The 20,420-nt window shown below is 68.2% G+C and carries 25 protein-coding genes, 1 tRNA gene and 2 pseudogenes; 20 read left to right on the forward strand and 8 right to left on the reverse strand.

The window, feature by feature from the left end:
- Positions 1–39: 39 nt before the first annotated feature.
- Both SMCB_RS03705 and rlmD read left to right on the forward strand, forming a co-directional pair.
- Complete coding sequence (locus SMCB_RS03705; protein ID WP_045535168.1) at positions 40–957, forward strand: peptidoglycan DD-metalloendopeptidase family protein; 918 nt, start codon at positions 40–42, stop codon at positions 955–957.
- Positions 957–2,525, forward strand: coding sequence for a 23S rRNA (uracil(1939)-C(5))-methyltransferase RlmD (rlmD, locus tag SMCB_RS03710; RefSeq protein WP_082027208.1), 1,569 nt, complete (start codon positions 957–959; stop codon positions 2,523–2,525). The genes SMCB_RS03705 and rlmD overlap by 1 nt, the downstream gene beginning before the upstream one ends.
- A gap of 20 nt (positions 2,526–2,545) precedes the next feature.
- Here rlmD and SMCB_RS12935 read toward each other — a convergent pair whose 3' ends face one another.
- Both SMCB_RS12935 and SMCB_RS03720 read right to left on the reverse strand, forming a co-directional pair.
- Positions 2,546–3,145: a hypothetical protein gene (locus SMCB_RS12935; RefSeq protein ID WP_197539314.1), complete on the reverse strand. Its 600-nt coding sequence runs from the start codon at positions 3,143–3,145 to the stop codon at positions 2,546–2,548.
- 178 nt (positions 3,146–3,323) lie between these two features.
- Complete coding sequence (locus SMCB_RS03720; protein ID WP_045535170.1) at positions 3,324–4,016, reverse strand: Bax inhibitor-1 family protein; 693 nt, start codon at positions 4,014–4,016, stop codon at positions 3,324–3,326.
- Between the two features lie 124 nt (positions 4,017–4,140).
- On the opposite strand from SMCB_RS03720, the gene SMCB_RS03725 reads away from it, so the two are divergent.
- The 11 genes and pseudogenes from SMCB_RS03725 (at position 4,141) to SMCB_RS03770 (ending at position 10,058) form a co-directional block, all read left to right on the forward strand.
- Positions 4,141–4,554, forward strand: coding sequence for a GlcG/HbpS family heme-binding protein (locus tag SMCB_RS03725; RefSeq protein ID WP_045535172.1), 414 nt, complete (start codon positions 4,141–4,143; stop codon positions 4,552–4,554).
- Positions 4,555–4,565: 11 nt separating this feature from the next.
- A complete protein-coding gene (nikR, locus tag SMCB_RS03730; protein WP_082027209.1) occupies positions 4,566–4,991 on the forward strand; it encodes a nickel-responsive transcriptional regulator NikR in 426 nt (141 codons plus the stop codon).
- A pseudogene (locus SMCB_RS03735) lies at positions 4,888–5,235 on the forward strand (hypothetical protein); the annotation flags it as partial. The gene nikR and the pseudogene SMCB_RS03735, both read left to right, overlap by 104 nt.
- Positions 5,236–5,463 (forward strand): TonB-dependent receptor, encoded by a 228-nt coding sequence (locus SMCB_RS12670; RefSeq protein ID WP_045535176.1) that lies wholly within the window; start codon positions 5,236–5,238, stop codon positions 5,461–5,463.
- Positions 5,463–6,230: a DUF4198 domain-containing protein gene (locus tag SMCB_RS03745; RefSeq protein ID WP_144400262.1), complete on the forward strand. Its 768-nt coding sequence runs from the start codon at positions 5,463–5,465 to the stop codon at positions 6,228–6,230. Before SMCB_RS12670 ends, SMCB_RS03745 begins: the two co-directional genes overlap by 1 nt.
- A complete protein-coding gene (locus SMCB_RS03750) occupies positions 6,209–6,934 on the forward strand; it encodes an ABC transporter substrate-binding protein (RefSeq protein ID WP_052468398.1) in 726 nt (241 codons plus the stop codon). The genes SMCB_RS03745 and SMCB_RS03750 overlap by 22 nt, the downstream gene beginning before the upstream one ends.
- Complete coding sequence (locus tag SMCB_RS03755; protein ID WP_045535179.1) at positions 6,934–7,878, forward strand: ABC transporter permease; 945 nt, start codon at positions 6,934–6,936, stop codon at positions 7,876–7,878. Before SMCB_RS03750 ends, SMCB_RS03755 begins: the two co-directional genes overlap by 1 nt.
- Positions 7,875–8,558, forward strand: coding sequence for an ABC transporter permease (locus tag SMCB_RS03760; protein ID WP_045535181.1), 684 nt, complete (start codon positions 7,875–7,877; stop codon positions 8,556–8,558). The genes SMCB_RS03755 and SMCB_RS03760 overlap by 4 nt, the downstream gene beginning before the upstream one ends.
- Before the next feature lie 4 nt (positions 8,559–8,562).
- Positions 8,563–8,844: an ATP-binding cassette domain-containing protein gene (locus SMCB_RS13175; protein ID WP_052468399.1), complete on the forward strand. Its 282-nt coding sequence runs from the start codon at positions 8,563–8,565 to the stop codon at positions 8,842–8,844.
- Positions 8,829–9,341, forward strand: coding sequence for an ATP-binding cassette domain-containing protein (locus tag SMCB_RS13180; protein ID WP_420834905.1), 513 nt, complete (start codon positions 8,829–8,831; stop codon positions 9,339–9,341). The genes SMCB_RS13175 and SMCB_RS13180 overlap by 16 nt, the downstream gene beginning before the upstream one ends.
- Positions 9,342–9,344: 3 nt before the next feature.
- Complete coding sequence (locus tag SMCB_RS03770) at positions 9,345–10,058, forward strand: ABC transporter ATP-binding protein (RefSeq protein WP_052468401.1); 714 nt, start codon at positions 9,345–9,347, stop codon at positions 10,056–10,058.
- Between the two features lie 101 nt (positions 10,059–10,159).
- Here SMCB_RS03770 and SMCB_RS03775 read toward each other — a convergent pair whose 3' ends face one another.
- The gene (locus tag SMCB_RS03775; RefSeq protein WP_045535182.1) at positions 10,160–10,372 is read right to left on the reverse strand and encodes a (2Fe-2S)-binding protein; all 213 of its coding nucleotides are present in this window, start codon (positions 10,370–10,372) and stop codon (positions 10,160–10,162) included.
- 195 nt (positions 10,373–10,567) lie between these two features.
- Here SMCB_RS03775 and SMCB_RS03780 point away from each other — a divergent pair, with 195 nt between their 5' ends.
- From SMCB_RS03780 to pcaF, 3 genes are all read left to right on the forward strand, one after another.
- On the forward strand, positions 10,568–11,017 hold the full coding sequence (locus SMCB_RS03780) for a MerR family transcriptional regulator (protein ID WP_045535184.1): 450 nt from the start codon (positions 10,568–10,570) through the stop codon (positions 11,015–11,017).
- Between the two features lie 55 nt (positions 11,018–11,072).
- Positions 11,073–11,149, forward strand: a tRNA-Pro gene (locus tag SMCB_RS03785).
- Positions 11,150–11,374: 225 nt separating this feature from the next.
- Positions 11,375–12,577, forward strand: a complete 1,203-nt coding sequence (pcaF, locus tag SMCB_RS03790) for a 3-oxoadipyl-CoA thiolase (RefSeq protein ID WP_045535186.1) — start codon at positions 11,375–11,377, stop codon at positions 12,575–12,577.
- Positions 12,578–12,596: 19 nt separating this feature from the next.
- Here pcaF and SMCB_RS03795 read toward each other — a convergent pair whose 3' ends face one another.
- The 5 genes from SMCB_RS03795 to SMCB_RS03815 form a co-directional block, all read right to left on the reverse strand.
- Positions 12,597–14,090 carry an NAD-dependent succinate-semialdehyde dehydrogenase gene (locus SMCB_RS03795; RefSeq protein WP_144400371.1) on the reverse strand — a complete coding sequence of 498 codons (1,494 nt, stop codon included), beginning with the start codon at positions 14,088–14,090 and terminating at the stop codon, positions 12,597–12,599.
- A gap of 39 nt (positions 14,091–14,129) precedes the next feature.
- Complete coding sequence (locus SMCB_RS03800) at positions 14,130–15,338, reverse strand: CaiB/BaiF CoA transferase family protein (RefSeq protein ID WP_045535190.1); 1,209 nt, start codon at positions 15,336–15,338, stop codon at positions 14,130–14,132.
- Positions 15,339–15,360: 22 nt separating this feature from the next.
- Positions 15,361–16,554 carry an acyl-CoA dehydrogenase gene (locus SMCB_RS03805; RefSeq protein WP_045535192.1) on the reverse strand — a complete coding sequence of 398 codons (1,194 nt, stop codon included), beginning with the start codon at positions 16,552–16,554 and terminating at the stop codon, positions 15,361–15,363.
- 166 nt (positions 16,555–16,720) lie between these two features.
- A complete protein-coding gene (locus SMCB_RS03810; protein WP_231851239.1) occupies positions 16,721–17,146 on the reverse strand; it encodes a DUF1109 domain-containing protein in 426 nt (141 codons plus the stop codon).
- 41 nt (positions 17,147–17,187) lie between these two features.
- Complete coding sequence (locus tag SMCB_RS03815; protein WP_052468403.1) at positions 17,188–17,616, reverse strand: sigma factor; 429 nt, start codon at positions 17,614–17,616, stop codon at positions 17,188–17,190.
- Between the two features lie 168 nt (positions 17,617–17,784).
- On the opposite strand from SMCB_RS03815, the gene SMCB_RS03820 reads away from it, so the two are divergent.
- The 4 genes and pseudogenes from SMCB_RS03820 to SMCB_RS03835 all read left to right on the forward strand — a co-directional run bounded on the left by SMCB_RS03820 (position 17,785) and on the right by SMCB_RS03835 (position 20,410).
- The gene (locus tag SMCB_RS03820) at positions 17,785–18,090 is read left to right on the forward strand and encodes a BufA1 family periplasmic bufferin-type metallophore (RefSeq protein WP_045537562.1); all 306 of its coding nucleotides are present in this window, start codon (positions 17,785–17,787) and stop codon (positions 18,088–18,090) included.
- Positions 18,091–18,206: 116 nt separating this feature from the next.
- Positions 18,207–19,039: pseudogene (gene bufB / locus SMCB_RS03825) on the forward strand (MNIO family bufferin maturase); the annotation flags it as partial.
- A gap of 94 nt (positions 19,040–19,133) precedes the next feature.
- Positions 19,134–19,949 (forward strand): HvfC/BufC N-terminal domain-containing protein, encoded by an 816-nt coding sequence (locus SMCB_RS03830; protein ID WP_052468404.1) that lies wholly within the window; start codon positions 19,134–19,136, stop codon positions 19,947–19,949.
- Positions 19,940–20,410, forward strand: coding sequence for a DoxX family protein (locus tag SMCB_RS03835; protein ID WP_045535194.1), 471 nt, complete (start codon positions 19,940–19,942; stop codon positions 20,408–20,410). The genes SMCB_RS03830 and SMCB_RS03835 overlap by 10 nt, the downstream gene beginning before the upstream one ends.
- Positions 20,411–20,420: the final 10 nt, after the last annotated feature.

A 20,420-nucleotide genomic window follows, 5' to 3' on the forward strand; every position in this document is an offset into this window, starting at 1 on the left:
TCCGCTGGGTTTTTGCAGGGTGGCACGCGCTGGGCAGGAATGGGTTTAGGGCGCGCGGTCGCTTGGGGCGGTGTGGCGGCGGTGGCGCTGGCGCTGCTCGGGTGCGCCGCACCCACGGCCCAACGCGCTCCTGTGACCGAACGCAGCCCGCAACCCACGGTGCGCGCCGCGGCGGCTCCGCTGCCGCCTGGTGCCGAAAACGCCGGCCTGCCGGGCTTTTACACCGTGCGCCCCGGCGACACCTTGATCCGCATTGGCCTTGAAACGGGCCAAAGCTGGCGCGACATCGCTGCCTGGAACGGCATCACCAACCCAGACCGGATCGAGGTTGGGCAGGTGTTGCGCGTGGCACCGCCTGTGGTGGTGTCGGCGGCGGCTCGTCCGCCTGGGGCTGTGGCCGCTGCGCCCGCTGGGGCCACCCCTGCACCGGGCGCAGCCGGGACCACGGCAGCGCCGGTGGCCACCCCGAGCGTCCAAGGTCGGCCGCTCACTGACCCCACCCCAGCTGCTGCACCCGAGCAGCCCCGGGCAGCACCTGCTGAGGTGGCTCCGGTGGCTGCAGCCCCTGCACCAGCCGCCGGTGCTGCGGAAACCATCAGCCTGATCTGGCCTGCGGCCGGGCCGGTGATCGAATCCTTTGACGAATCGCGCAACAAGGGCATCGGCATTGCAGGCCGCGCCGGTGACCCGGTGCTGGCGGCGGCAGCGGGCCGGGTGGTGTATGCGGGGTCGGGACTGCGCGGTTACGGCAATCTGGTGATCATCAAGCACAACAACACCTTCCTCACCGCCTACGCGCACAACCAGGCGCTGCTGGTGCGCGAAGACCAGATGGTGCGCCAGGGGCAGCGCATCGCCGACATGGGCAGCAGCGACGCCGACCGGGTCAAGCTGCACTTTGAGGTGCGGCGCCAAGGTCGTCCGGTCGACCCGTCGGCTTTTTTGCCCCGGCGTTGATGGCACTCGCTCTGGCCCCAGCGGCCCAACCAAACCCTGCCTGCGCCCACGATCGCTCCGAGCCCGAACCAGCGCCCGCCGCCAGCACTTCACCTGCTGCCGGCCCGGCACCGGTTGCGGGGGCGCCCAGCGCGCTGCCGGTTTCCACTTGGCTGTGCGTCGATGCCATGGACCTCGATGCCCAAGGCGTGGCGCGGCGCCCCGATGGCAAGGTGGTGTTCATCGACGGCGCCCTGCCTACCGAGTGGGTGAGCGCGCACACGCGGCGCAGCAAAAACCAGTGGGAGCAGGCCGATCTGCTCGCCATCCACCGCGAATCGGCCCTGCGCGTGCGCCCGCGTTGCCCGCATTTTGGCTTGCACGCCGGGGCCTGCGGCGGCTGCAAGATGCAGCACCTAGAGCCCGGGGCGCAGGTGGCGATGAAGCAGCGCGTGCTCGAAGACAACTTGTGGCACCTGGCCAAGGTGCGGCCTGAATCCATTTTGCCGCCGATCGTCGGCCCGGCTTGGGGCTACCGCTACCGCGCCCGCCTGTCGGTGCGCTATGTGGCCAAAAAAGCGCAGGTGCTGGTGGGCTTTCATGAGCGCAAGAGCCGCTATGTGGCCGATATGCGCGTCTGCCCGGTGCTGGCGCCGCAGGTGAGCGCGCTGCTGCTGCCCTTGCGCGAGCTGTTCGGGGCCATGGACGCGCGCGAAACCTGCCCGCAGATCGAGCTGGCGGTGGGCGATGCGCTCACGGCGCTGGTGCTGCGCCATCTGCAACCCTTAAGCGCTGCCGACTGCGCGCGTTTGCGCGCTTTTGCACTTAGCCACAGCACGCCCGAATCCCCGATCCAGTGGTGGCTGCAGCCCAAGGGCCCCGACAGCGTGCATTTGCTGGATGAGTCCGCCGATCTGCCGCGCCTAGACTACGCCTTGTCCGAATTCGGGCTGCGCATGCCTTTTAGGCCCACCGATTTCACCCAAGTCAACCCGCACATCAACCGCGTGCTGGTGGGGCGTGCTGTGCGCCTGCTGGCACCGCAAGCCCACGAGCGCGTGATCGACTGGTTCTGCGGCTTGGGCAACTTCACCCTGCCGCTGGCCACCCAAGCGCGTGAGGTGCTGGGCATCGAGGGCAGCGCGGCGCTGGTGGCGCGTGCCCAAAGCAACTGGGCCGAGAACCAAAGCCTGCGCGGTGGGTTGGCCCCCACCCGGTTCGAGGCGCGCAACCTGTTCGAGCTCACGCCGCAGCAGCTGTGCGCTGATGGCGTGGCCGACAAATGGCTGGTGGACCCGCCGCGCGAGGGCGCCTTTGCGCTCGTCAAAGCGCTGGCCGACTGGCAGCAGGCGCAGGCCAGTGTGGCCAATGACGCCGCAGCACACGTAACCGTCGCCGGCGCACTCGATTGGCGCCCCCCACAGCGCATCGTGTACGTGAGCTGCAACCCGGCCACGCTGGCGCGCGACGCCGGCCTGCTGGTGCACCAAGCGGGCTACCGCTGCACGGCGGTTGGGGTGGTGAACATGTTTGCCCACACCGCGCACGTGGAGAGCATGGCGGTGTTCGAGCGCGTGGCTGGCGGCTGAGGCGCCACCAGGATTCTCGCTTAGCGCGCCGGCGCTGCAGGGGCGCCTGCCGGGTTGGGCGCAGCGGGCGCAGGCGGCGCTGGGGGTGTAAGCCCAGGGCGCGGTGGCAAGGCGACCGTACCCGGTGTGGCCCCGCCGGGCGTGCTTGGTGTTGCAGGCCGCTGCGCCGGCGAGGGTGCCGGGGCAGCCGGGGCGGCGCCCACTGCAGCTGGAGCGCCCGGAGCACGCGGGGCGGCCGCCGGAGGCGCAGCGGGTGCCGGAGCCACTGCCCCAGCCGGTGACACAGGCAAGATCTGCTCGGTCGGGTTGGCTGGAGGCGGAGCGGGTTGTTGCGGCATGCCCGGGATTTCGTTATCGCGCATGTGCTGGTCCATTTCGCGCCACCCCTCAAAAATTTCGGCCCTCGACATGCGCGGGTTGGAGGCAAAGCAGTCTTCGATGCTGCGCACCGCGTGGCGGCAGGCAGCGCCCACGGCGCGCGCCTCGGCGGCTTGGCGCTGCGTGGCCATACCGGGGGTTTCCAGCCCCAGCATCTCGCAGCCGCTGAGCAGAAAAAAGGCCGGCAGGAGGGCGAGCCATCTCCAGCGGGGCAGGAGCGAGATTGCAGGGTGGATGGACATGGTGGAAGGCATTGTCGGCCTTAAAGCCGCTGACGGGCCAAGAAAAAAGGGGGCACAAGGCCCCCCAGATTGCTCATTCAAGCTGCACCGAGATTGCCCATGAGGCGCACCTTCGGTGCAGTCTGAGTGCAAGCAGAAGGCAGGCGGAAGCAAGCCCGCACGCCCCCTGCGCCACAGATCACTCCTCGCCGCCCATCAGGCCCAGCAAAATCAGCAGGCTCTGGAAGATGTTGAACAGGCTCAGGTAAATGCCCATGGTGGCCATGATGTAGTTGGTCTCGCCACCATCGACGATGCGCTTGAGGTCCACCAGCAACAGCGCGCTGAAAATGCCGATCGCCATGGTGCTCAAAACCGCCATCCAGATCGGGCTGCCGACAAAGATGTTGATCACCATGCCAGCGATCAGCACCAGCACGCCCATGAACAGCCACTTGCCCAAGCCTTCGAGGTCGCGCTTGATCACGGTCGAGAGGCTCGACATGACCACAAACACGCCGGCGGTGCCGGCAAAAGCCGTCATCACCAAGCTGGTGCCGTTCTGAAAGCCCAGCACCATCGCCAACAGGCGCGAGAGCATCAGGCCCATGAAGAAGGTGAAGGCCAGCAGCAGCGGCACACCAAGGGCCGAATCCTTGGTCTTATGGATCGCGTACATGAAGCCAAAGGCCCCAGCCAAGAACACCACCAAGCCCGTCACGCCGCCTAGCGAGGCGGTGATGCCCGTGGCCATGCCCACCCAAGCACCCAACACAGTGGGCAGCATGCTCAGGGCGAGCAGCCAGTAGGTGTTGCGCAACACGCGGTTGCGCTGCTCGGCCGATACGGTAGGGGCGCCGAAGCGGCCCCAAGATTGGGTGGGTTGGTTCATGTGGCAAAACTCCTATAAGGTTCGCAGCAGATTCTAGCGCCGACGGGCAGATAATGTGCACTGGAAAGTGCAGATCAACCCTCAGCCTGAGGCTGCATAGAGTCAACCATTGCAAGGAAAGTTCATGAAAAGCAAATCCGCACTCGATCTGGCCGACGTCAAGGCCGTTGCTGCCGCCGCCGAGGCCGAGGCGCTCAAAAACCACTGGGCGGTGACCATCGCCGTGGTGGACGACGGCGGCCACGCATTGTGGCTTCAGCGCCTCGATGGTGCGCCGCCTATTTCGGCGCAAATCGCGATGGCCAAGGCGCACACCGCCGCGCTCGGGCGGCGCGAGAGCAAGGCCTACGAAGACGTGATCAACCAAGGGCGCACCTCGTTTCTGAGCGCGCCCACGCTGCAGGGCATGCTCGAAGGCGGCGTGCCGATCTTCAAAGACGGGCAATGCTTGGGCGCGGTGGGCGTGAGCGGCGTCAAGTCGCCCGAAGACGCGCAGATCGCCAAGGCCGGCATCGCCGCGCTGGGGTTGAGAGGCTGAGGGCGGCCACCATGAAGCGCCTGACCATGTCGCTCGACGACGATTTGGCCGACGCCTTCGACGCCTTGGTGCTCGAGCGCGGCTACGCCAACCGCTCGGAGGCCTTTCGCGACCTGCTGCGCCACGACCTGGGTGCCGCACGCTTGCGCGCGCATCCCGAGCAGCCTTGTGTGGCGGTCATGAGCTACGTCTACGACCACCACCGGCGCCAGTTATCCACGCGCCTGACCGACCTGCAGCACGAGCACCACGAGTACTCGGTCGCCACCCTGCACGCCCACCTCGATCACCAGCGAGCAGATGAACGAGCGCGGCTTGCGCACCACGCAGCAAGCCTTGGCCACGGCGCCCGGGGTGCTCAGCGGGCAGTGCTTTGGTTTTACGTGCGTCACGATGCGCGGCTTTGCGCAGGCGCTGAGTGTGCCGTTTTTGTTTGACGTTTTGCGCTACCCGGGCTTGGCCATGTCGCCCCGGGGCACCTTTGTTTACGACCACATCGAGGTCATCAAAGGGCCGGCCTCGGTCTTGCATGGGCTGGGCACGGTGACCGGCGCCGTGAACTTTGTGGCCAAGTCTGTCGATGGGCTGCCGCGGCGCGAACTGTTTGTGTCCACCGACCGCTGGCAGGCGCACAACCTGGGCTTAGACCTTGGTGGCACCCTGCAAAACGGCTGGGCCTAGGTGCGCCACGTGGGCCAGCGCTGGGGCGACAACGCCAACACCGTGATGCTACCGTCCTACACCGCGCTCGATTTGAGCGTGGCGCAATGGATCGGCGCCGGCGAGCTGGCGCTGCACCTGCGCAACGCCACCGACCGGGTGTACCTGTCACGCTCCTATGGCGGCGGCGCACAAGCGCTGCTCGGCGAGCCACGGGCGCTCGAAGTCTCGTACCGGGTGCCGTTTTGATGCGCACCGCCCACCACGCGCCTTCCTGGGCATCCTTGGGCTCGGGGCTGCTGCTCGGCTTGGCCCTGTGGCTGGCTGGGGTGGCACCGGCTTGGGCCCACGACACCTGGGTGCAGCCGCTGCAGCTGCGCCCCGTGCTGCACCAGCCGCTGCAGCTGCAGCTGTCGTCGGGCCATGGCCTGCAAGCGCTGGTGGCGCCCAAGCAGCGCCGCCAGCGCAGCCTGCGCCTGAGCACGGTCAGTGGCTTGGTGCAGCGCGCCTGGGGCTGGCGACGCCAACGCGCCCGCGCCGTCACCCACATGGGGCCCTTGGAGCCCGGCTTGGTGTGCGTGCAGCTGGCTTGCGCCGCGCGCCTGATCGAGATCGAGCCCGAAGGCGTCGAGCGCTATCTGGACGAAGTGCAGCCCAGTGCCGAGCTGCGCGCGCTCTGGAGCGCACAGCGGGCACGCGGCGAGCCGTGGCGCGAGCGCTACGCCAAAGAGGCCAAGGCCTATGTGCGTGCCGCCGGCAGCGCCGGCGCGGCCAGCACCTGGCGCCCGCTGCGCGCGCTCGGGCAGCGGCTCGAGCTGCTGCCGCTGCGCGACCCGACGCGCCTGCGGCCGCGCACCCAGTTACCACTTGAGCTGCGCCTAGACGGCCGCCCGCTGGCCGCTGTGGCCTTGCGCTGCCACGACCGCAAAGGCGAGCGCGTGCTGCACACCGCCTGCACGGCCAGCCGCCCTTTGCCCGGCTCGCAGACCCACGCTTGCGCCGCGCGCTGGCGCTGAGCATAGACCGGGAGGCGGTGGCGCGGGTGCTCTACGGCGGTCATGGGGTGGTGGCGCGCGGCCTGCTGCCCGACTGGATGTTTGGCCTAGGCGCGCACGTGCAAGGCTGGGGCCACGACCCGGTGCAAGCGCGTGCCCTGCTGGAAGCGGCCGGCTGGACGCTCGGGCCCGATGGCTTGCGCCAGCGCAACGGCGAGCTGCTGCGCCTGCGCTTGGTGGCGGCGTTCCCCAACTTGGCCGCCGTGGCCCCGTTCCCAGAGCTGCTGCAACAGATGTTGCGCGCGGTGGGTATCGCGCTCGAAATCGTGGCCGTTGACGACTCTGCCCTGTACAGCCAGCGCTTCTTGGAGCCGGGGGCGGGCGATCTGTTTGTGGAACTGGCGGGCAACACCAACCTTGACCCCACCTTTTTGCTCTACAACCTGTTTCACAGCCAAACGCCGTGGCGCGGCTACCGCCACATGGCAGCCGGGGCGGCGCTGGATCGGGCCTTGGACGCCGCCCGCGCCAGCGCCGACGCCGCCCAGCGCCTCGATGCGGTGCGGCGCGCGCACCGCATCGTCATCGACGAGGCGCTGGCTGCCATCCCGATCCTGCTGGTGCCGCAGTTTGTGCTCTCGCGCCCCGGGGTGCGGCTGACGATGTCCGAGCACCGCGACTGGATCGACTACGGCGCCGCGCTGCTGCCAAACGGGGCGCGCTGATGCGGGCGGCGATCTGGCAGCGCCTGCTGTGGTTGCCGCCGTTGCTGCTGGCGATGTCGATGCTGGCTTTTGCCTTGGTGGCGCTGGCCCCAGGCGACCCGGTGGCGCTCGAAGCCATGCGCGCCGGCATCGTGCTCACCCCAGAAAACGCAGCGGCTTTGCGCCAGCAGCTCGGGCTCGACGGCACGCTGGCCGAGCGCTACTGGCGCTGGCTGCAAGCGGTGCTGCAGGGCGATTGGGGGCACTCGATCGCCAGCGGGCGCCCGGTGGGCCCCAAGATCATGGCCCATTTTGGCCCCAGCCTGCTGCTGGCGCTGAGCGCGCTGGCGCTGGCCATGCCGCTGGCTGTGGGCTTGGGGCTGGCCGCGGCCTTGGCGCGCAGCCCATGGGCGGCAGCCAGTTGGCGCGTTCTGACGCTGCTGCTGGTGGCGCTGCCGGGCTTTTGGCTGGCCTTGTTGGCCTTGCACTTTTTTGCCGTTCAGTGGGGCTGGGTGCGGGTCTTGGGCCAAGGGGAGCTGCGCGATCTGTGGCTGCCGGCGGCGGTGCTGGCGTTGGGGGTGGCGGCACCGGCCAGTCGGCTCATCCGCGAGCGCGCGCTGCAAGTCATGAGCGCAGCGCCGTTCAAGCTGGCGCTGGCCCAAGGGCTGGGGCCGGCGCAACTGCTGCTGACGCGCATTTTGCCCGGCACCCTGGTGCCCAGCATCACGCTCTGGGCCCATACTTTTGGCGTGCTGTTGGGCGGGGTGGTGATCGTCGAGCGCATTTTTGGCTGGCCCGGGCTGGGGCGGCTGGTGCTCGAGGCCATCGCCGAGCGCGACTTCCCCGTCCTGCAAGCCTATCTGCTGGCCATGGGGGTGGTCTATGTGCTGGTCAACTTGGTGGCCGATCTGCTCGCCGCCGCGCTCGACCCGCGCCTGCGCGCCAGCCTAGGGCTGCAGCCATGAGCGCCAGACCCTGGGGTCTGTACACCGGGCTGGCGCTGCTGCTGCTCTTGCTCAGCGGCGTGCTTTGGCCCGGCCTGTGGGCGCCGCACGACCCGCTGGCCCAAGATTGGTTGCGCCGGCTCGAGCCGCCGTCGGCGCAGCATTGGCTGGGCACCGATGTGCTGGGGCGCTGCGTTTGGTCGCGGGTGGTTTGGGCGGCGCGGGTGTCGCTTGGGGCGGCGCTGTTGGCGGCGGCGGCGCTGTGCCTGTTGGCCTTGGTCTGGGGCTTGGCGGCGGCCGTGAGCGCGCAGTCGGCGCGCTGGCGCTGGCTCGACGCCGTGCTCATGCGCAGCGCCGATGTGCTGTTGGCCTTCCCCACGCTGGTGCTGGCGCTGGCCGTGATCGGCGTGCTCGGGCCGGCGCTGCTGCCGCCGCTGCTGGGGCCGCTGGCGGTGCTGACCAGCCTCGAGACCGCGGGCGTGATCTTGGCCCTCGCCAGCCTGAGCTTTCTCGGGCTCGGGGCCCAGCCCCCGACACCCGAGTGGGGCCTGATGCTGAGCGAAGCGCGGCCGTTTTTCCAGACCGCACCGCATTTGCTCTGGGGCCCAGGGCTGGCGCTGCTGCTCACAGCGCTGGTGTTCAACCTGCTGGGCGAGGGCTTGCGCACCCAGATTGACAACCGCGCCGTGCTGCGCTGGTGAGCCCATGCAAGCGCCGCACCCACCCTTGCTCGACATCCAGCACTTGAGCGTGCAGTCTGGCACCACCACGCTGTTGCATGCGCTCAGCCTGCGCATTCAGGCTGGCCAACGGCTGGCCGTGGTCGGCAGCAGCGGGGCCGGCAAATCGCTGCTCGCACACACCCTCATGGGGCTGCTGGCACCGCCGTTGCGCGTGGCGTCGGGGGCCTCGCCTGGCAGGGCACTGATCTGCTGCGGCTCACGCCGGCGCAGCGCCACCGGCAGCGCGGACTGGGGCAGTTTTTGATCTTTCAAAGCCCCGGGGCCTTGCTTGACCCGATGTTGTCGGTTGGCTGGCAATTGCGCCAATGCGCGGCTCGGGTCGGCGCCGGGCCGGCCGAGATTGTGGCGGCGCTCGAGCAAGTCGGGCTCGAGGCGCAGCCGGTGCTGCGCCAGCACGCCGGCCAGCTCAGCGGCGGCATGCAGCAGCGCGTGCTGATCGCCATGGCCTTGCTGCTGCGCCCGCAACTGGTGTGGGCCGACGAGCCCACCAGCAGCCTCGACTCAGACACAGCGGCCGAGGTGCTGCAGGCGCTGGCGCTGATGCAGCAGCAAACCGGCTGCGCGCTGGTGCTGATCACGCACGACTTGCGCATCGTGGCGCAGCATTGCGAGCAGATCGCGGTGCTCGAACACGGGCGCCTGGTCGAAGCGGCGCAGGTGGCGGCTTTCATGCGCGCCCCGGCCAGCGCCGCCGGGCAAGCCCTGCTGCGCGCCGCCCAGGTGCTGCAAGCGGGAGGCTAGCAGATGATGGCGCCGCAACCCGTGCTCTCTGCCCAAGCGCTGCGCTGCGCCTATGCGGGGCAGGCGCCGGTGCTCGATGGCGTTGCACTTCAGCTGGCGCCGGGCGAGGTCGTCGGCTTGTTGGGGCGCTCGGGCAGCGGCAAGTCAACCTTGGCGCGCTGCTTGGCCGGCTTGCAGCCCTTTGATAGCGGCGAGCTGCGCTGGCGCGCTCAAGTGCTGCCGAGCGCGCGCACACGCGCGCAGCGCCGCGCGATCCAATACGTCTGGCAAGAGCCGCAACTGGCGCTCAGCCCCTACCGCAGCGCGCTCGAGAGCGCACTGGAGCCGCTGGAAGGCTTTGGGCTGGGTGCGCCCGGGCAGCAGCGCGCCACCGCCGCGCAGATGCTGGAGCGGCTGGGGTTGCCCGCCAGCGCGCAGCAGCGCCGGCCGCATCAGCTCTCGGGCGGCCAGTGCCAGCGCGTGGTGCTGGCGCGGGCGCTGCTGGCGCAGCCCGAGGTGCTGCTGCTCGACGAACCGTTTTCGGCCTTGGATAGCGTCACCACGCTGGCGCTGCTCGACGATCTGCCGCAGCTGCTGGCGGGTTCGGGGGCAGCGGTGCTGCTGGTGGCGCACGACCGCAGCTTGGTGCGCCGGCTGGCGCAGCGCGTGCTGTGGCTCGAGGGTGGGCAGCTGAAAGAGGTCAGCGCCGCAGCAGCCACCAAGCCACTGCGGAGGTGATGAGCAAAGGGAGCAACAAGCTGAGCCACATGGTGCTTAACCTCGATGGTGTGCGTGGGCGGTGAGCGTTCGTCTGTTAAGGGTGCAGGCTGTGTGGCGGTTTAGCCCGGGCTTGCCGCAGCCAGCTCTTGGTGCAAATGCAGCAAACGCTGGCTTGGGTGGCACTCCGACCAGATGCGCTGCGCCGTGTGCACGCACTGGCCGCACTGGGTCCCCACGCCGTGCTCGAACTGGATGGCGTCGAAGCCTTCGCCTTGCTGGGCGCAGGCGGCGATGGTCTTGTCACTGACCCGGCGGCATACACAGACGATCATGGATGGGCTCCTGAGGGATTGGGCGGATGATAATGATTCGCACTAAACTGCGCAAGTCTTTTTTGATAACCCTTGCAGCGTGATGGCAATAGGCGATTTTGTGCAAGCTGCGGGTTTTTCTGGGCCCGGCAGCCTATGCTTTGGCCCGCGCTTCGGGTAGATTCGCAGCTTTACGATTTAGAACGCTGATACGCCATGATCACGGAGCTGCCTCCCATCCCGGCCAAACGCTACTTCACCATCGGTGAGGTGGGCGAGCTGTGTGGCGTCAAGCCGCACGTGCTGCGTTATTGGGAGCAGGAGTTCACGCAACTGCGCCCGATGAAGCGGCGCGGCAACCGGCGTTACTACCAGCACCACGAGGTGTTGATGATCCGCCGCATCCGCGAGCTGCTGTACGAGCAGGGTTTCACCATCCAGGGTGCTCGCAACCGCTTGCAAGAACAGGTGCAACAGGAGCGCGAGCAGCGCCGCAGCGGGGCTTGCACCTTGGCGCACATGGAGCTGGAGCACGAAAATTCCCCGGATTTTGACCCCGCCGACAACGAAGAAGCTGCGGTGGGTTCCACCCAGGCCTTGACCAACTGGGCCACCGTGCGCACCGAGCTGCTGGCGATACGCCGTTTGTTGGACCAGCCGTGCTAGCGTTCCCGGGAGGCTGCGCGCAGCAGTCCTTCGCAGCATGCTAGAATTTGACCTTCGGCGTGTAGCGCAGCCTGGTAGCGCACTTGCATGGGGTGCAAGGGGTCGCGAGTTCGAATCCCGCCACGCCGACCAACAAACGATCAAAGCCCGGTACCGCAAGGTCCGGGCTTTTTCACGTCTATCGGCCAATCAGCAACAATGGCCTTTGCAAGTCAGCCCTGGGCGACAGGGCCATCCCATGGTAATCCCACCGACCCATGAGGCCCTCGGCACCGGCAGCCCGCCCCCCACCCGCTTGAGCGCCTCTGGCCGACCTCACGCCTTTGCTCGTGCCCTAAACCCTGACGGAGATTGCACATGACCCAAGCCTACATCTGCGACGCCATCCGCACCCCCATCGGCCGCTACGGCGGCGCCCTAGCGTCGGTGCGCACCGACGACCTGGGCGCCATTCCGCTCAAGGCGCTGATGGCGCGCAACCCCAAAGTGGACTGGGCTGCTGTGACCGACGTGCTCTATGGCTGCGCCAATCAGGCCGGCGAAGACAACCGCAACGTCGCTCGCATGAGCAGCCTGCTGGCGGGTCTGCCGCTCGAGGTGGCTGCGGCGACGATCAACCGCCTGTGCGGCTCGGGCCTCGATGCCGTGGGCAGCGCTGCGCGCGCCATCAAGGCCGGCGAAGCCACGCTGATGATCGCCGGTGGCGTCGAGAGCATGAGCCGCGCGCCGTTCGTCATGCCCAAGGCCGAAAGCGCCTACAGCCGCGCCAACGCGGTGTACGACACCACGATTGGCTGGCGCTTCATCAACAAGCTGATGAAAGACAAGTACGGCGTGGACTCCATGCCAGAGACCGCCGAGAACGTGGCGCTGGAATTCCAGATCGAGCGCGAAGCCCAAGACCGCATGGCCCTGGCCAGCCAGCTCAAGGCCGTGGCCGCCATCGAGGCCGGCCACTTAGCGCGCGAGATCTGCCCCGTTGTCATCGCGCAAAAGAAGGGCGACCCGGTCGTCGTCGATACCGACGAGCACCCGCGCAAAACCAGCCTCGAGGCGCTGGCCAAGCTCAAGGGCGTGGTGCGGCCCGATGGCAGCGTCACGGCCGGCAACGCCAGCGGCGTCAACGACGGTTCGTGCGCCTTGCTGCTGGCCGACGAAGCCACCGCTGCCCAGCAGGGCCTGACACCGAAGGCCCGCATCGTCGGCATGGCCAGCGCCGGGGTGGCGCCCCGCCTCATGGGCATCGGCCCGGTGCCGGCGACGCAGAAGGTGCTGCGCCAGACCGGGCTGACGCTGGAGCAAATCGAGGTGATCGAACTCAACGAAGCCTTCGCGGCCCAAGGCCTGGCGGTGCTGCGCCTGCTAGGCCTGCAGGACGACGACCCGCGCGTCAATGCTTGGGGCGGTGCGATTGCGCTGGGGCATCCGCTGGGAGCCAGCGGGGCGCGGTTGGCCACCACGGCCGTCAACCGCCTGCACACCACGGGCGGCCGCTATGCCCTGTGCACCATGTGCATCGGCGTGGGGCAGGGCATCGCGCTGGTGCTCGAGCGCGTCTGACGGGCCGCGCAGGTGCGGTTCAACGCAGCACGTCACCCACGCAGACGTACTTGAGCTCCAGGTATTCGTCGATGCCGTGGTGCGAACCCTCGCGCCCGAGGCCCGACTGTTTCATTCCGCCAAAGGGCACGTGTTCGGTGGCCAAGATGCCGACGTTGACGCCCACCATGCCGTACTCCAGCGCCTCGCTCACGCGCCAGATGCGGCCCACGTCGCGGCTGTAGAAGTAGCTCGCCAGCCCAAATTCGGTGGCGTTGGCGGCGGCGATGGCTTCTTGTTCGCTCTCGAAGCGGAACACCGGGGCCAGCGGGCCGAAGGTTTCTTCGCGCGCGCACAGCATGGCGGCGTGGCAGTCGGCGAGCACGGTGGGGGCAAAAAACTGGCCGCTGCCCAGCGCGCTCAGGCGCTGCCCACCCACCAGCACGCGCGCCCCTTGGGCCTGCGCGTCGTCGAGGTGGCGCTGCACCTTGTCGAGCGCGGCGGGTTCGATCAGCGGCCCGATGGCCACGCCTTCGGCAAAGCCGTTGCCCACTTGCAGCGTGCCGACCCGGGCCGCGAATTTTTGTATAAAGGCTTCGTAGATGCCAGCTTGCACATAAAAGCGGTTGGCGCAGACGCAGGTCTGGCCGGCGTTGCGGTATTTGCTGGCCAGCGCGCCTTCGACGGCGCTGTCGAGGTCGGCGTCGTCAAAGACGATAAAGGGCGCGTTGCCGCCGAGTTCGAGCGCGAGCTTTTTCACCGTCGGCGCGCACTGCGCCATCAGGATGCGCCCGACTTCGGTGGAGCCGGTGAAGCTCAGGTGGCGCACGGTGTCGCTGGCGCACAGCACCTGGCCGATGGCGATCGAGCGCGCGCTGTCGGCGCTGAGCACGTTGAGCACGCCCGGCGGCAGGCCGGCGCGCTGGGCCAGTTCGGCGGCGGCGAGCGCGGTCAGGGGCGTGAGTTCGGCCGGTTTGACGATCACCGGGCAGCCCGCCGCCAGCGCCGGCGCCACTTTGCGCGTGATCATGGCCAGCGGAAAGTTCCAAGGCGTGATGGCGGCGCAGACGCCGATGGGCTGCTTGAGCACCAGCAGGCGCCGATTCGGGTCAAACTGCGGCAGGGTTTCGCCATTGACGCGCTTGGCTTCTTCGGCAAACCATTCGACGAAGCTGGCCCCATACGCGACTTCGCCCCGGGTTTCGGCCAAGGGTTTGCCTTGTTCTGCGGTCATGAGCCGCGCCAGATCGTCTTGGTGCTCCAGCAGCAGTTCGAACCAGCGGCGCAAAATCTGGCTGCGCTGCTTGGCGGTTTGGTTGCGCCAGGCCGGCCAAGCGGCGTGGGCGGCGTCGATCGCCTGCTGGGCCTCGGCCGGTCCGAGGTTGGCGACATCGGCCAGCTTGGCCCCGGTGGCGGGGTCGTGCACGTCAAAGCGCTGGCTGCCGGGCACCCAGCGGCCGTCGATCAGGGCGTCGGTTTTGAGCAGGCTGGGGTCGCGCAGCAGGCTCAAGGGGCAGGCGGTGGGGGTGGGCATAGTCATGGACATGGGGTGGCTGATGCGCTCGTTTGGGGGTTAGGTGCCCGGCAGCGGCTGCCAGTGCGTGTGCGCGGGGCCGAGTGTGGGTGGGGGCAGTGCGGCGCAAGGGCGCTGGCCGTCGAGCAGGATCGGGTGCGCCAGCGCGGGCGGGGTGCCGGGCGCGCCGTCCTCCGGCGCCGCTTGCGCGGGGATGATCAGGCCGCGCGCCGCCACTTGTGGGTGCTCGAGCACCTGCGCCACGTCCAAAATGGGGGCGCAGGGGATGCCCAGCGCATCGAGCAGCGCGCGCCAGTCGGCGGTGTCGCGCTGGCGCAGCACCGGGCCGATGAGCTCGATCAGCTCCTGGCGGTGTTGCACCCGCGCCGGGTTGGTGCCAAAGCGCAGGTCGCGCGCCAGCAGCGGCTGGCCGATGGCCTCGCACAGGCGGCTGAACTGGGCGTCGTTGCCCACGGCCAGCACGAGGTGGCCGTCGCGGGTGGCAAAAACCTGGTAGGGCACGATGTTGGGGTGCGCGTTGCCCATGCGGCTGGGCCGGGTGGCGCCGATGAGCTGGTTGCTGGCTTGGTTGGCCAGCATGGCCACTTGCACGTCGAACAAGGCGGCGTCGATCACGCGCCCGCGCCCGGTGCGCCCGCGCTCGTGCAGCGCGGCCAAGATGGCGCTGCAGGCATAGACGCCGGTGAGCAGATCGGAGACCGCCACGCCCACCTTTTGCGGCTCGCCGTCGGGGTTGCCAGTGATGCTCATCAGGCCGCCTTCGGCTTGGATGGCAAAGTCGTAACCGGCGCGGGGCGAGAGCGGGCCCGTCTGGCCGTAGCCGGTGATGGAGCAGTAGATCAGGCGCGGGTTGAGGGCCTGCAGATTGGGCGCATCCAGCCCATAGCGCGCCAGTTGGCCGACTTTGTAGTTTTCGATCAGCACGTCGGCCTCGCGCGCGAGCTGGCGCACCTGCTCGATGCCTTCGGGCTGGGTCAGGTCGATGGCCACCGAGCGCTTGCCGCGGTTGGCGCAGACGAAGTAGGCCGATAGCCGCTGCTCGCCTTCGCCCCACCAGGGCGGGCCCCAGGCGCGGGTGTCGTCGCCGCAGCCGGGGCGCTCGACCTTGATCACGTCGGCGCCGTAGTCGGCCAGTATCTGTGCTGCCCAAGGGCCGGCGAGCACGCGCGAGAGGTCGAGCACGCGCACGCCCTCGAGTGGCCGCGGCGGCGCGGCGGCGGGGCTGGCGCTGAAGGGGGCAGGGGGCATGGGGCGTTTGGCTCTCAGTCTCTCAGTTGGCAAAAGCGGCGATGCCCGTGATGGCGCGCCCAAGGATGAGGGCGTGCACGTCGTGCGTGCCCTCGTAGGTGTTGACCACTTCGAGGTTGACCAGGTGCCGCGCCACGCCGTATTCGTCGCTGATGCCGTTGCCACCGAGCATATCGCGCGCTTGGCGGGCGATGTCAAGCGCCTTGCCGCAGCTGTTGCGCTTGAGTAGGCTGGTAAGTTCGATGGCGGCCTGGCCTTCGTCTTTCAGGCGCCCTAGGCGCAGACAACCTTGCAGACCGAGCGCGATTTCGCTCACCATATCGGCCAGCTTCTTTTGAATCAGCTGGTTGGCGGCCAAGGGGCGGCCGAACTGCTGGCGCTCGAGCACGTACTGGCGCGCGCGGGCGCAGCAGTCTTCGGCCGCACCCAGCGCGCCCCAAGCGATGCCGTAGCGGGCGCTGTTGAGGCAGGTGAACGGGCCCTTGAGGCCGCGCACATCGGGGAAGGCGTTGGCTTCGGGGCAAAACACGTCTTCCATCACGATCTCGCCGGTGATGCTGGCGCGCAGGCCCACCTTGCCGTGGATGGTCGGTGCGCTCAGGCCTTTCCAGCCTTTTTCTAGGATGAAGCCGCGTATGGCGCCTTCATCGTCCTTGGCCCAGACCACGAATACGTCGGCGATCGGGGAGTTGGTGATCCACGTCTTGGCGCCGCTGATCGCGTAACCGCCGGGCACTTTCTTGGCGCGGGTGACCATGCCGCCGGGGTCGGAACCGTGGTTGGGTTCGGTCAGGCCAAAGCAGCCCACCCACTCTCCGCGGGCCAGCTTGGGCAGGTATTGCTGCTTTTGCGCCTCGGTGCCAAATTCGTAGATCGGCACCATCACCAGCGAGCTTTGCACGCTCATCATCGAGCGGTAGCCCGAATCCACGCGCTCGACCTCGCGCGCCACCAGCCCGTAGCTGACGTAGTTCAGGCCAGCGCCGCCGTAGGCCTCGGGAATGGTGGGGCCCAGCAGGCCGAGCGCGCCCATTTCGTTGAAGATGGATCGGTCCGTGCTTTCGTTGCGAAAGGCCAGTTGCACCCGTGGTAGCAGTTTTTCTTGGCAGTAGGCACGGGCGGCATCGCGCACGGCGCGCTCGTCGGCGCTGAGCTGGCTATCGAGTAGAAAGGGGTCGGACCAATCGAAGCGGGGGCTGGAGGATGGGGTGGGCATGAGGGGCTCGCAGGTGGAATCGCTGCACGCCGTCGCCCGGCGCACCGACGGGCCAAGTTTAGCGTCTGGCGCAGATGCGCGGTGTCGCCTGATTGCCAATCGCTGCACGCTGCCCACTCCACCCGTTCATGGCGCTGCCGGGCAGGCCGTCCCCTGCCCAATATCCTCACCAGCGCAAGCTGCGCGCTCCCAGCGCCGCCCCTAGGCCGGCGCAGGCCGCCATGCCCAGCACGTACCAGACGGCCAGAAAGGGGGCGGCCATTTCGGCGCAGTGCAGCGAATAAAGCAGCGCCGCCAACGCGCCAGCCAGCCACCCCGCAGCGGCGCCGCACGCGACCGGTTGCGTGGGGGCCAGCCCGCGCAGGGCCCAAAATAGCCCCAGCCCCAAGGGCAGGGCGGTGAGTACGATGTTGAGGCTGCACACGCGCCAAGTTTGGCCCAGCAACAGATCGAGCCGCTGCGCTGGCGCTGCCTGCCAAAGCACCCATGCCGCCCACAGCCACAGCAACGCCACCGGCAGCAGCACCGCCCAAGCCAGGGTGCCCGCTCGCATCCCGGGGTGCGCTAGGCGCCACAGCAGGGCGGCACCCAAGGCGCTCACCATTGGTGTGCACGATCGGCAGGCGCTGGTGCTCAGGCAGGGCTTCGAGCAGCAGCGCCAGGTCGCGCCAGGTCGCGCCGGGTTTCGTGTGCGCTGTCGTGCGCGCTCTCGTATGGGCTTTGGTCGCTGCCGGCAAACAGCGCCAGATCCTCGTCCAGCGGCTCGTTGAGCGCTTCGTGGCGGGAGCGGCGGCGCCACAGATCGACCAGCTTGTAGCGCGCCAGCGCGTGCACCCAAGCGGTCAGCGGCTCACTGCGCCGGTAGGTGTGGCGTTGGGTGTGTATGGCCATCAAGGTTTCCTGAACCAAATCTTCAACTTCATCTGGTAACTTGTTTAAACGATGACGAAAATAACCGCGCAGCAAGGGTGTGATCCGATGCAGAAACTGGTGGTAGGCGGGGCCATCCCCATCCAGCCCCAGCAGGAGCAAGCCGCGCAGTTCGTGCTCGGTTGCAGTCATGTTGCTAGTTCGTTGCATGCAGGCCCAAGGTTACAGCGTTGCAAAAAATTATTTTTTCTGCCCGCACTGTAACCAATCGCTGTGGCCAAGCGAACTAGCAGGCGCCACGGCCTAGCAATGGACGCCACGGCCGGGCACTTCAACCACCCAAAGCATGGAGCTTTTTTGATGAACACCAACACCCTTGGAAAATCGCTGGCCGCCGTGGCCACCCTGGCCGCTTTCACGGCCCTGACCGCCACCGTTGTGGTGGCGCAAGACCGCAGCAACACCACTCAGCGCGTGGCGCAAGAGCGCTGCTATGGCGTGTCGATGGCGGGCAAGAACGACTGCGCTGCCGGCCCCGGCACCAGTTGCGCGGGCAGCTCACGCACCGACTACCAAGGCAACGCCTGGAAGTACGTGCCGGCGGGCACCTGCACCTCGATCAAAACGCCCACCGGCATGGGTTCGCTCACGCCCATCCGTTCCTGATCCGGGCGCGCTAAGTGGCCGCTATGGATGCGACCCAAAATGCCGCACCTGCCAAGCCTGGAACCGGGCTTGGCGCGGGGCTGGGGGCGGGGCTGGGGGCGGGCTTGGGCGCAGGTTTGGGCGCGGGCTTGGGCGCGGGCTTGGGCCTGAAGCCGCAACATTACGATGCCGCCTGTGCCCTGCCTTCGAGCCGCACCAGTGGCCTGTGGTTTGAGGTGCACCCAGAGAACTACTTGGTCGAGGGCGGGCCGCGGCTGGCGTGGCTGGAGGCGGTGCGCGAGCGCCATCCGCTGTCGCTGCACGGGGTGTCGATGTCCCTTGCCGGTCCCGATGAGCCCGATGTGCAGCACCTAGAGCGCTTGGCTGCCCTGTGCGAACGGGTGCAGCCGGCGCTGGTGTCGGAGCATCTGGCGTGGTCGGTGCTGGATGGGCATTACGCCCCCGATCTGCTGCCGATCTTGCGCAACCGCCAGGCGCTGACGCGGCTGGAGCGGCGCATCGACCAGGTGCAGGAGCGCTTGCAGCGGCGCATCGCAATCGAAAACCCCTCACACTACCTGCATCTGCCGGGGCACGAGTGGGAGGAGGCCGATTTTCTGAACACGCTGGCGCGGCGCGGCGCAGCGGCTGCGGCCTGCTGCTGGACGTGAACAACGTGTGTGTGTCGGCGCACAACCTCGGCTTCGACCCGTGGCCGCTGCTGTGCGCCTTTGACCCCGATGCGGTGCTCGAGATTCATCTGGCAGGCCATCAAGCCGACCCCCTGATCGGTGAGGCGCTGTGGGTGGATGCGCACGCGACGCCGGTGTCGGAGGGCGTCTGGCGGCTCTACCAGCGCCTGATCGAGCGCATCGGGCCGCGCCCCACCCTGATCGAGCGCGATGGCGACGTGCCAGCCTTTGACGAGCTGCTGCAGGAGCGCGAGCGCGCTCAGCGCGGGCTGCAGGCCGCTGGCTGGCAGGCGGCGCAGGCAGCAGGATTGCCCGGTATGGCTTTGGCCGGGGCCGCACGGGGCAGGCAAGCGTTTCGACTGGGAGCGACCCATGCAGCAGCTTGATTTGAACAGCTTCCAGCACGCCTTCTGGGCGGCGCTGTGGGCGCCGGAGCCGCTAGCCAACGCTGCGGCCGGGCTTCAAACCCGGCCCGACTGGCAAACCCAGCCCGGTTGGCGGGTCTATCGCAACACAGTGCTCAAGGGCTGCGTGGATGCGCTGCAAGCCAATTTTCCGGCCGTGCAGACGCTCATCGGCGAAGCGTGTTTTAGCGCCTGCGCGATCGAATATGTGCACGCGCAGCCGCCCAGCGACAGCCGGCTGCTGCACTACGGCGAGGGTTTTGCGGATTTTTTGGCGCAGTGCGAAGCCGTGCGCGGCTTGCCCTACCTGCCCGGTGTGGCGCGGCTGGACCGGCTCTGGAGCCAAAGCCACGCCGCCGCCGATGCCCCACACCTGTGGCCCGAAAATTTGCAGGCCCTGGCGGTGACCGCTCTGGCCGAGCGGCGCCTGCACCTGCACCCGGCCACGCGCTGGGCCTGGTTTGCCGAGTTGCCCATCGGCAGCCTCTGGCGTGCCGCGCGCGAGCACTGGGACGACCCCAATCCGCCGCACTGGCAGGGCGACGGCCTGCTGTTTGCGCGCGCTGCAACCGGGGCGGTGCAGTGGCAACCGCTGAGCGCATCGGGTGCCGCCTTGCTTGCCGCCTGCGCCCAAGGTCACTCTTTGGGGGTGGCAATGGCGGCGGCACTCGAGGTCCAGCCGGACACCCACCACAGCCCCGACCCGCATCCGGCCCAGACCTTGCATACCCTGCTGAGCCTAGGCGCTTTTTGCCAACCCCCCAACACCAAGCCATGCACATGAACACCCAAGCCAGAGCAACGCATCTGAACACCCATGCCATTACCGATAGTCTGGAGCGCTGGATCAGCCACGCGCTCATCGCCTTGGCCTGCCGCTTTGGCTTGGCCGGGATTTTCTGGTTCTCGGGCCGCACCAAGGTCGATGGCTGGTTGCAAGTCAACGAGTCGGCGCTGCTGTTGTTCGAGCACGAATTCGCCCTGCCACTGATCCCGCCGCTGTGGGCCGCGCACTTGGCCACCTACGCCGAACACCTGTTGCCGCTGCTGCTGGTGCTGGGTTTGGGCACGCGCTGGGCCGCGCTGGGCCTGTTGTGCATGACGGCGGTGATTCAGTTCTGGGTCTACCCAGACGCTTGGCCGACCCATTTGACTTGGGCCGCGGCGCTGCTTTACCTGCTGGGCCGCGGCGCCGGGAGGTACTCGCTCGACCACTGGTTGTGGGGCCGGGGGCTGAGAGGCTGAGCGGGGCAGG

This window comes from Serpentinimonas maccroryi, from assembly GCF_000828915.1.
Taxonomy (GTDB): Bacteria; Pseudomonadota; Gammaproteobacteria; order Burkholderiales; family Burkholderiaceae_C; genus Serpentinimonas; species Serpentinimonas maccroryi.

Bases quoted from the DNA above. Each gene is read 5' to 3' on its own strand.
- SMCB_RS03745 (WP_144400262.1), top strand. From the start codon at position 5,463: ATGCGCACCGCCCACCACGCGCCTTCCTGGGCATCCTTGGGCTCGGGG.
- SMCB_RS12935 (WP_197539314.1), bottom strand. From the start codon at position 3,145: ATGTCCATCCACCCTGCAATCTCGCTCCTGCCCCGCTGGAGATGGCTC.
- SMCB_RS03720 (WP_045535170.1), bottom strand. From the start codon at position 4,016: ATGAACCAACCCACCCAATCTTGGGGCCGCTTCGGCGCCCCTACCGTA.
- SMCB_RS03725 (WP_045535172.1), top strand. From the start codon at position 4,141: ATGAAAAGCAAATCCGCACTCGATCTGGCCGACGTCAAGGCCGTTGCT.
- SMCB_RS03780 (WP_045535184.1), top strand. From the start codon at position 10,568: ATGATCACGGAGCTGCCTCCCATCCCGGCCAAACGCTACTTCACCATC.
- SMCB_RS03770 (WP_052468401.1), top strand. From the start codon at position 9,345: ATGATGGCGCCGCAACCCGTGCTCTCTGCCCAAGCGCTGCGCTGCGCC.
- SMCB_RS03800 (WP_045535190.1), bottom strand. From the start codon at position 15,338: ATGCCCCCTGCCCCCTTCAGCGCCAGCCCCGCCGCCGCGCCGCCGCGG.
- SMCB_RS03760 (WP_045535181.1), top strand. From the start codon at position 7,875: ATGAGCGCCAGACCCTGGGGTCTGTACACCGGGCTGGCGCTGCTGCTG.
- SMCB_RS03775 (WP_045535182.1), bottom strand. From the start codon at position 10,372: ATGATCGTCTGTGTATGCCGCCGGGTCAGTGACAAGACCATCGCCGCC.
- SMCB_RS13175 (WP_052468399.1), top strand. From the start codon at position 8,563: ATGCAAGCGCCGCACCCACCCTTGCTCGACATCCAGCACTTGAGCGTG.
- pcaF (WP_045535186.1), top strand. From the start codon at position 11,375: ATGACCCAAGCCTACATCTGCGACGCCATCCGCACCCCCATCGGCCGC.
- SMCB_RS03830 (WP_052468404.1), top strand. From the start codon at position 19,134: ATGCAGCAGCTTGATTTGAACAGCTTCCAGCACGCCTTCTGGGCGGCG.
- SMCB_RS03805 (WP_045535192.1), bottom strand. From the start codon at position 16,554: ATGCCCACCCCATCCTCCAGCCCCCGCTTCGATTGGTCCGACCCCTTT.
- rlmD (WP_082027208.1), top strand. From the start codon at position 957: ATGGCACTCGCTCTGGCCCCAGCGGCCCAACCAAACCCTGCCTGCGCC.
- SMCB_RS03815 (WP_052468403.1), bottom strand. From the start codon at position 17,616: ATGACTGCAACCGAGCACGAACTGCGCGGCTTGCTCCTGCTGGGGCTG.
- SMCB_RS03835 (WP_045535194.1), top strand. From the start codon at position 19,940: ATGCACATGAACACCCAAGCCAGAGCAACGCATCTGAACACCCATGCC.
- SMCB_RS03820 (WP_045537562.1), top strand. From the start codon at position 17,785: ATGAACACCAACACCCTTGGAAAATCGCTGGCCGCCGTGGCCACCCTG.
- SMCB_RS03755 (WP_045535179.1), top strand. From the start codon at position 6,934: ATGCGGGCGGCGATCTGGCAGCGCCTGCTGTGGTTGCCGCCGTTGCTG.
- SMCB_RS03795 (WP_144400371.1), bottom strand. From the start codon at position 14,090: ATGCCCACCCCCACCGCCTGCCCCTTGAGCCTGCTGCGCGACCCCAGC.
- nikR (WP_082027209.1), top strand. From the start codon at position 4,566: ATGAAGCGCCTGACCATGTCGCTCGACGACGATTTGGCCGACGCCTTC.
- SMCB_RS03705 (WP_045535168.1), top strand. From the start codon at position 40: ATGGGTTTAGGGCGCGCGGTCGCTTGGGGCGGTGTGGCGGCGGTGGCG.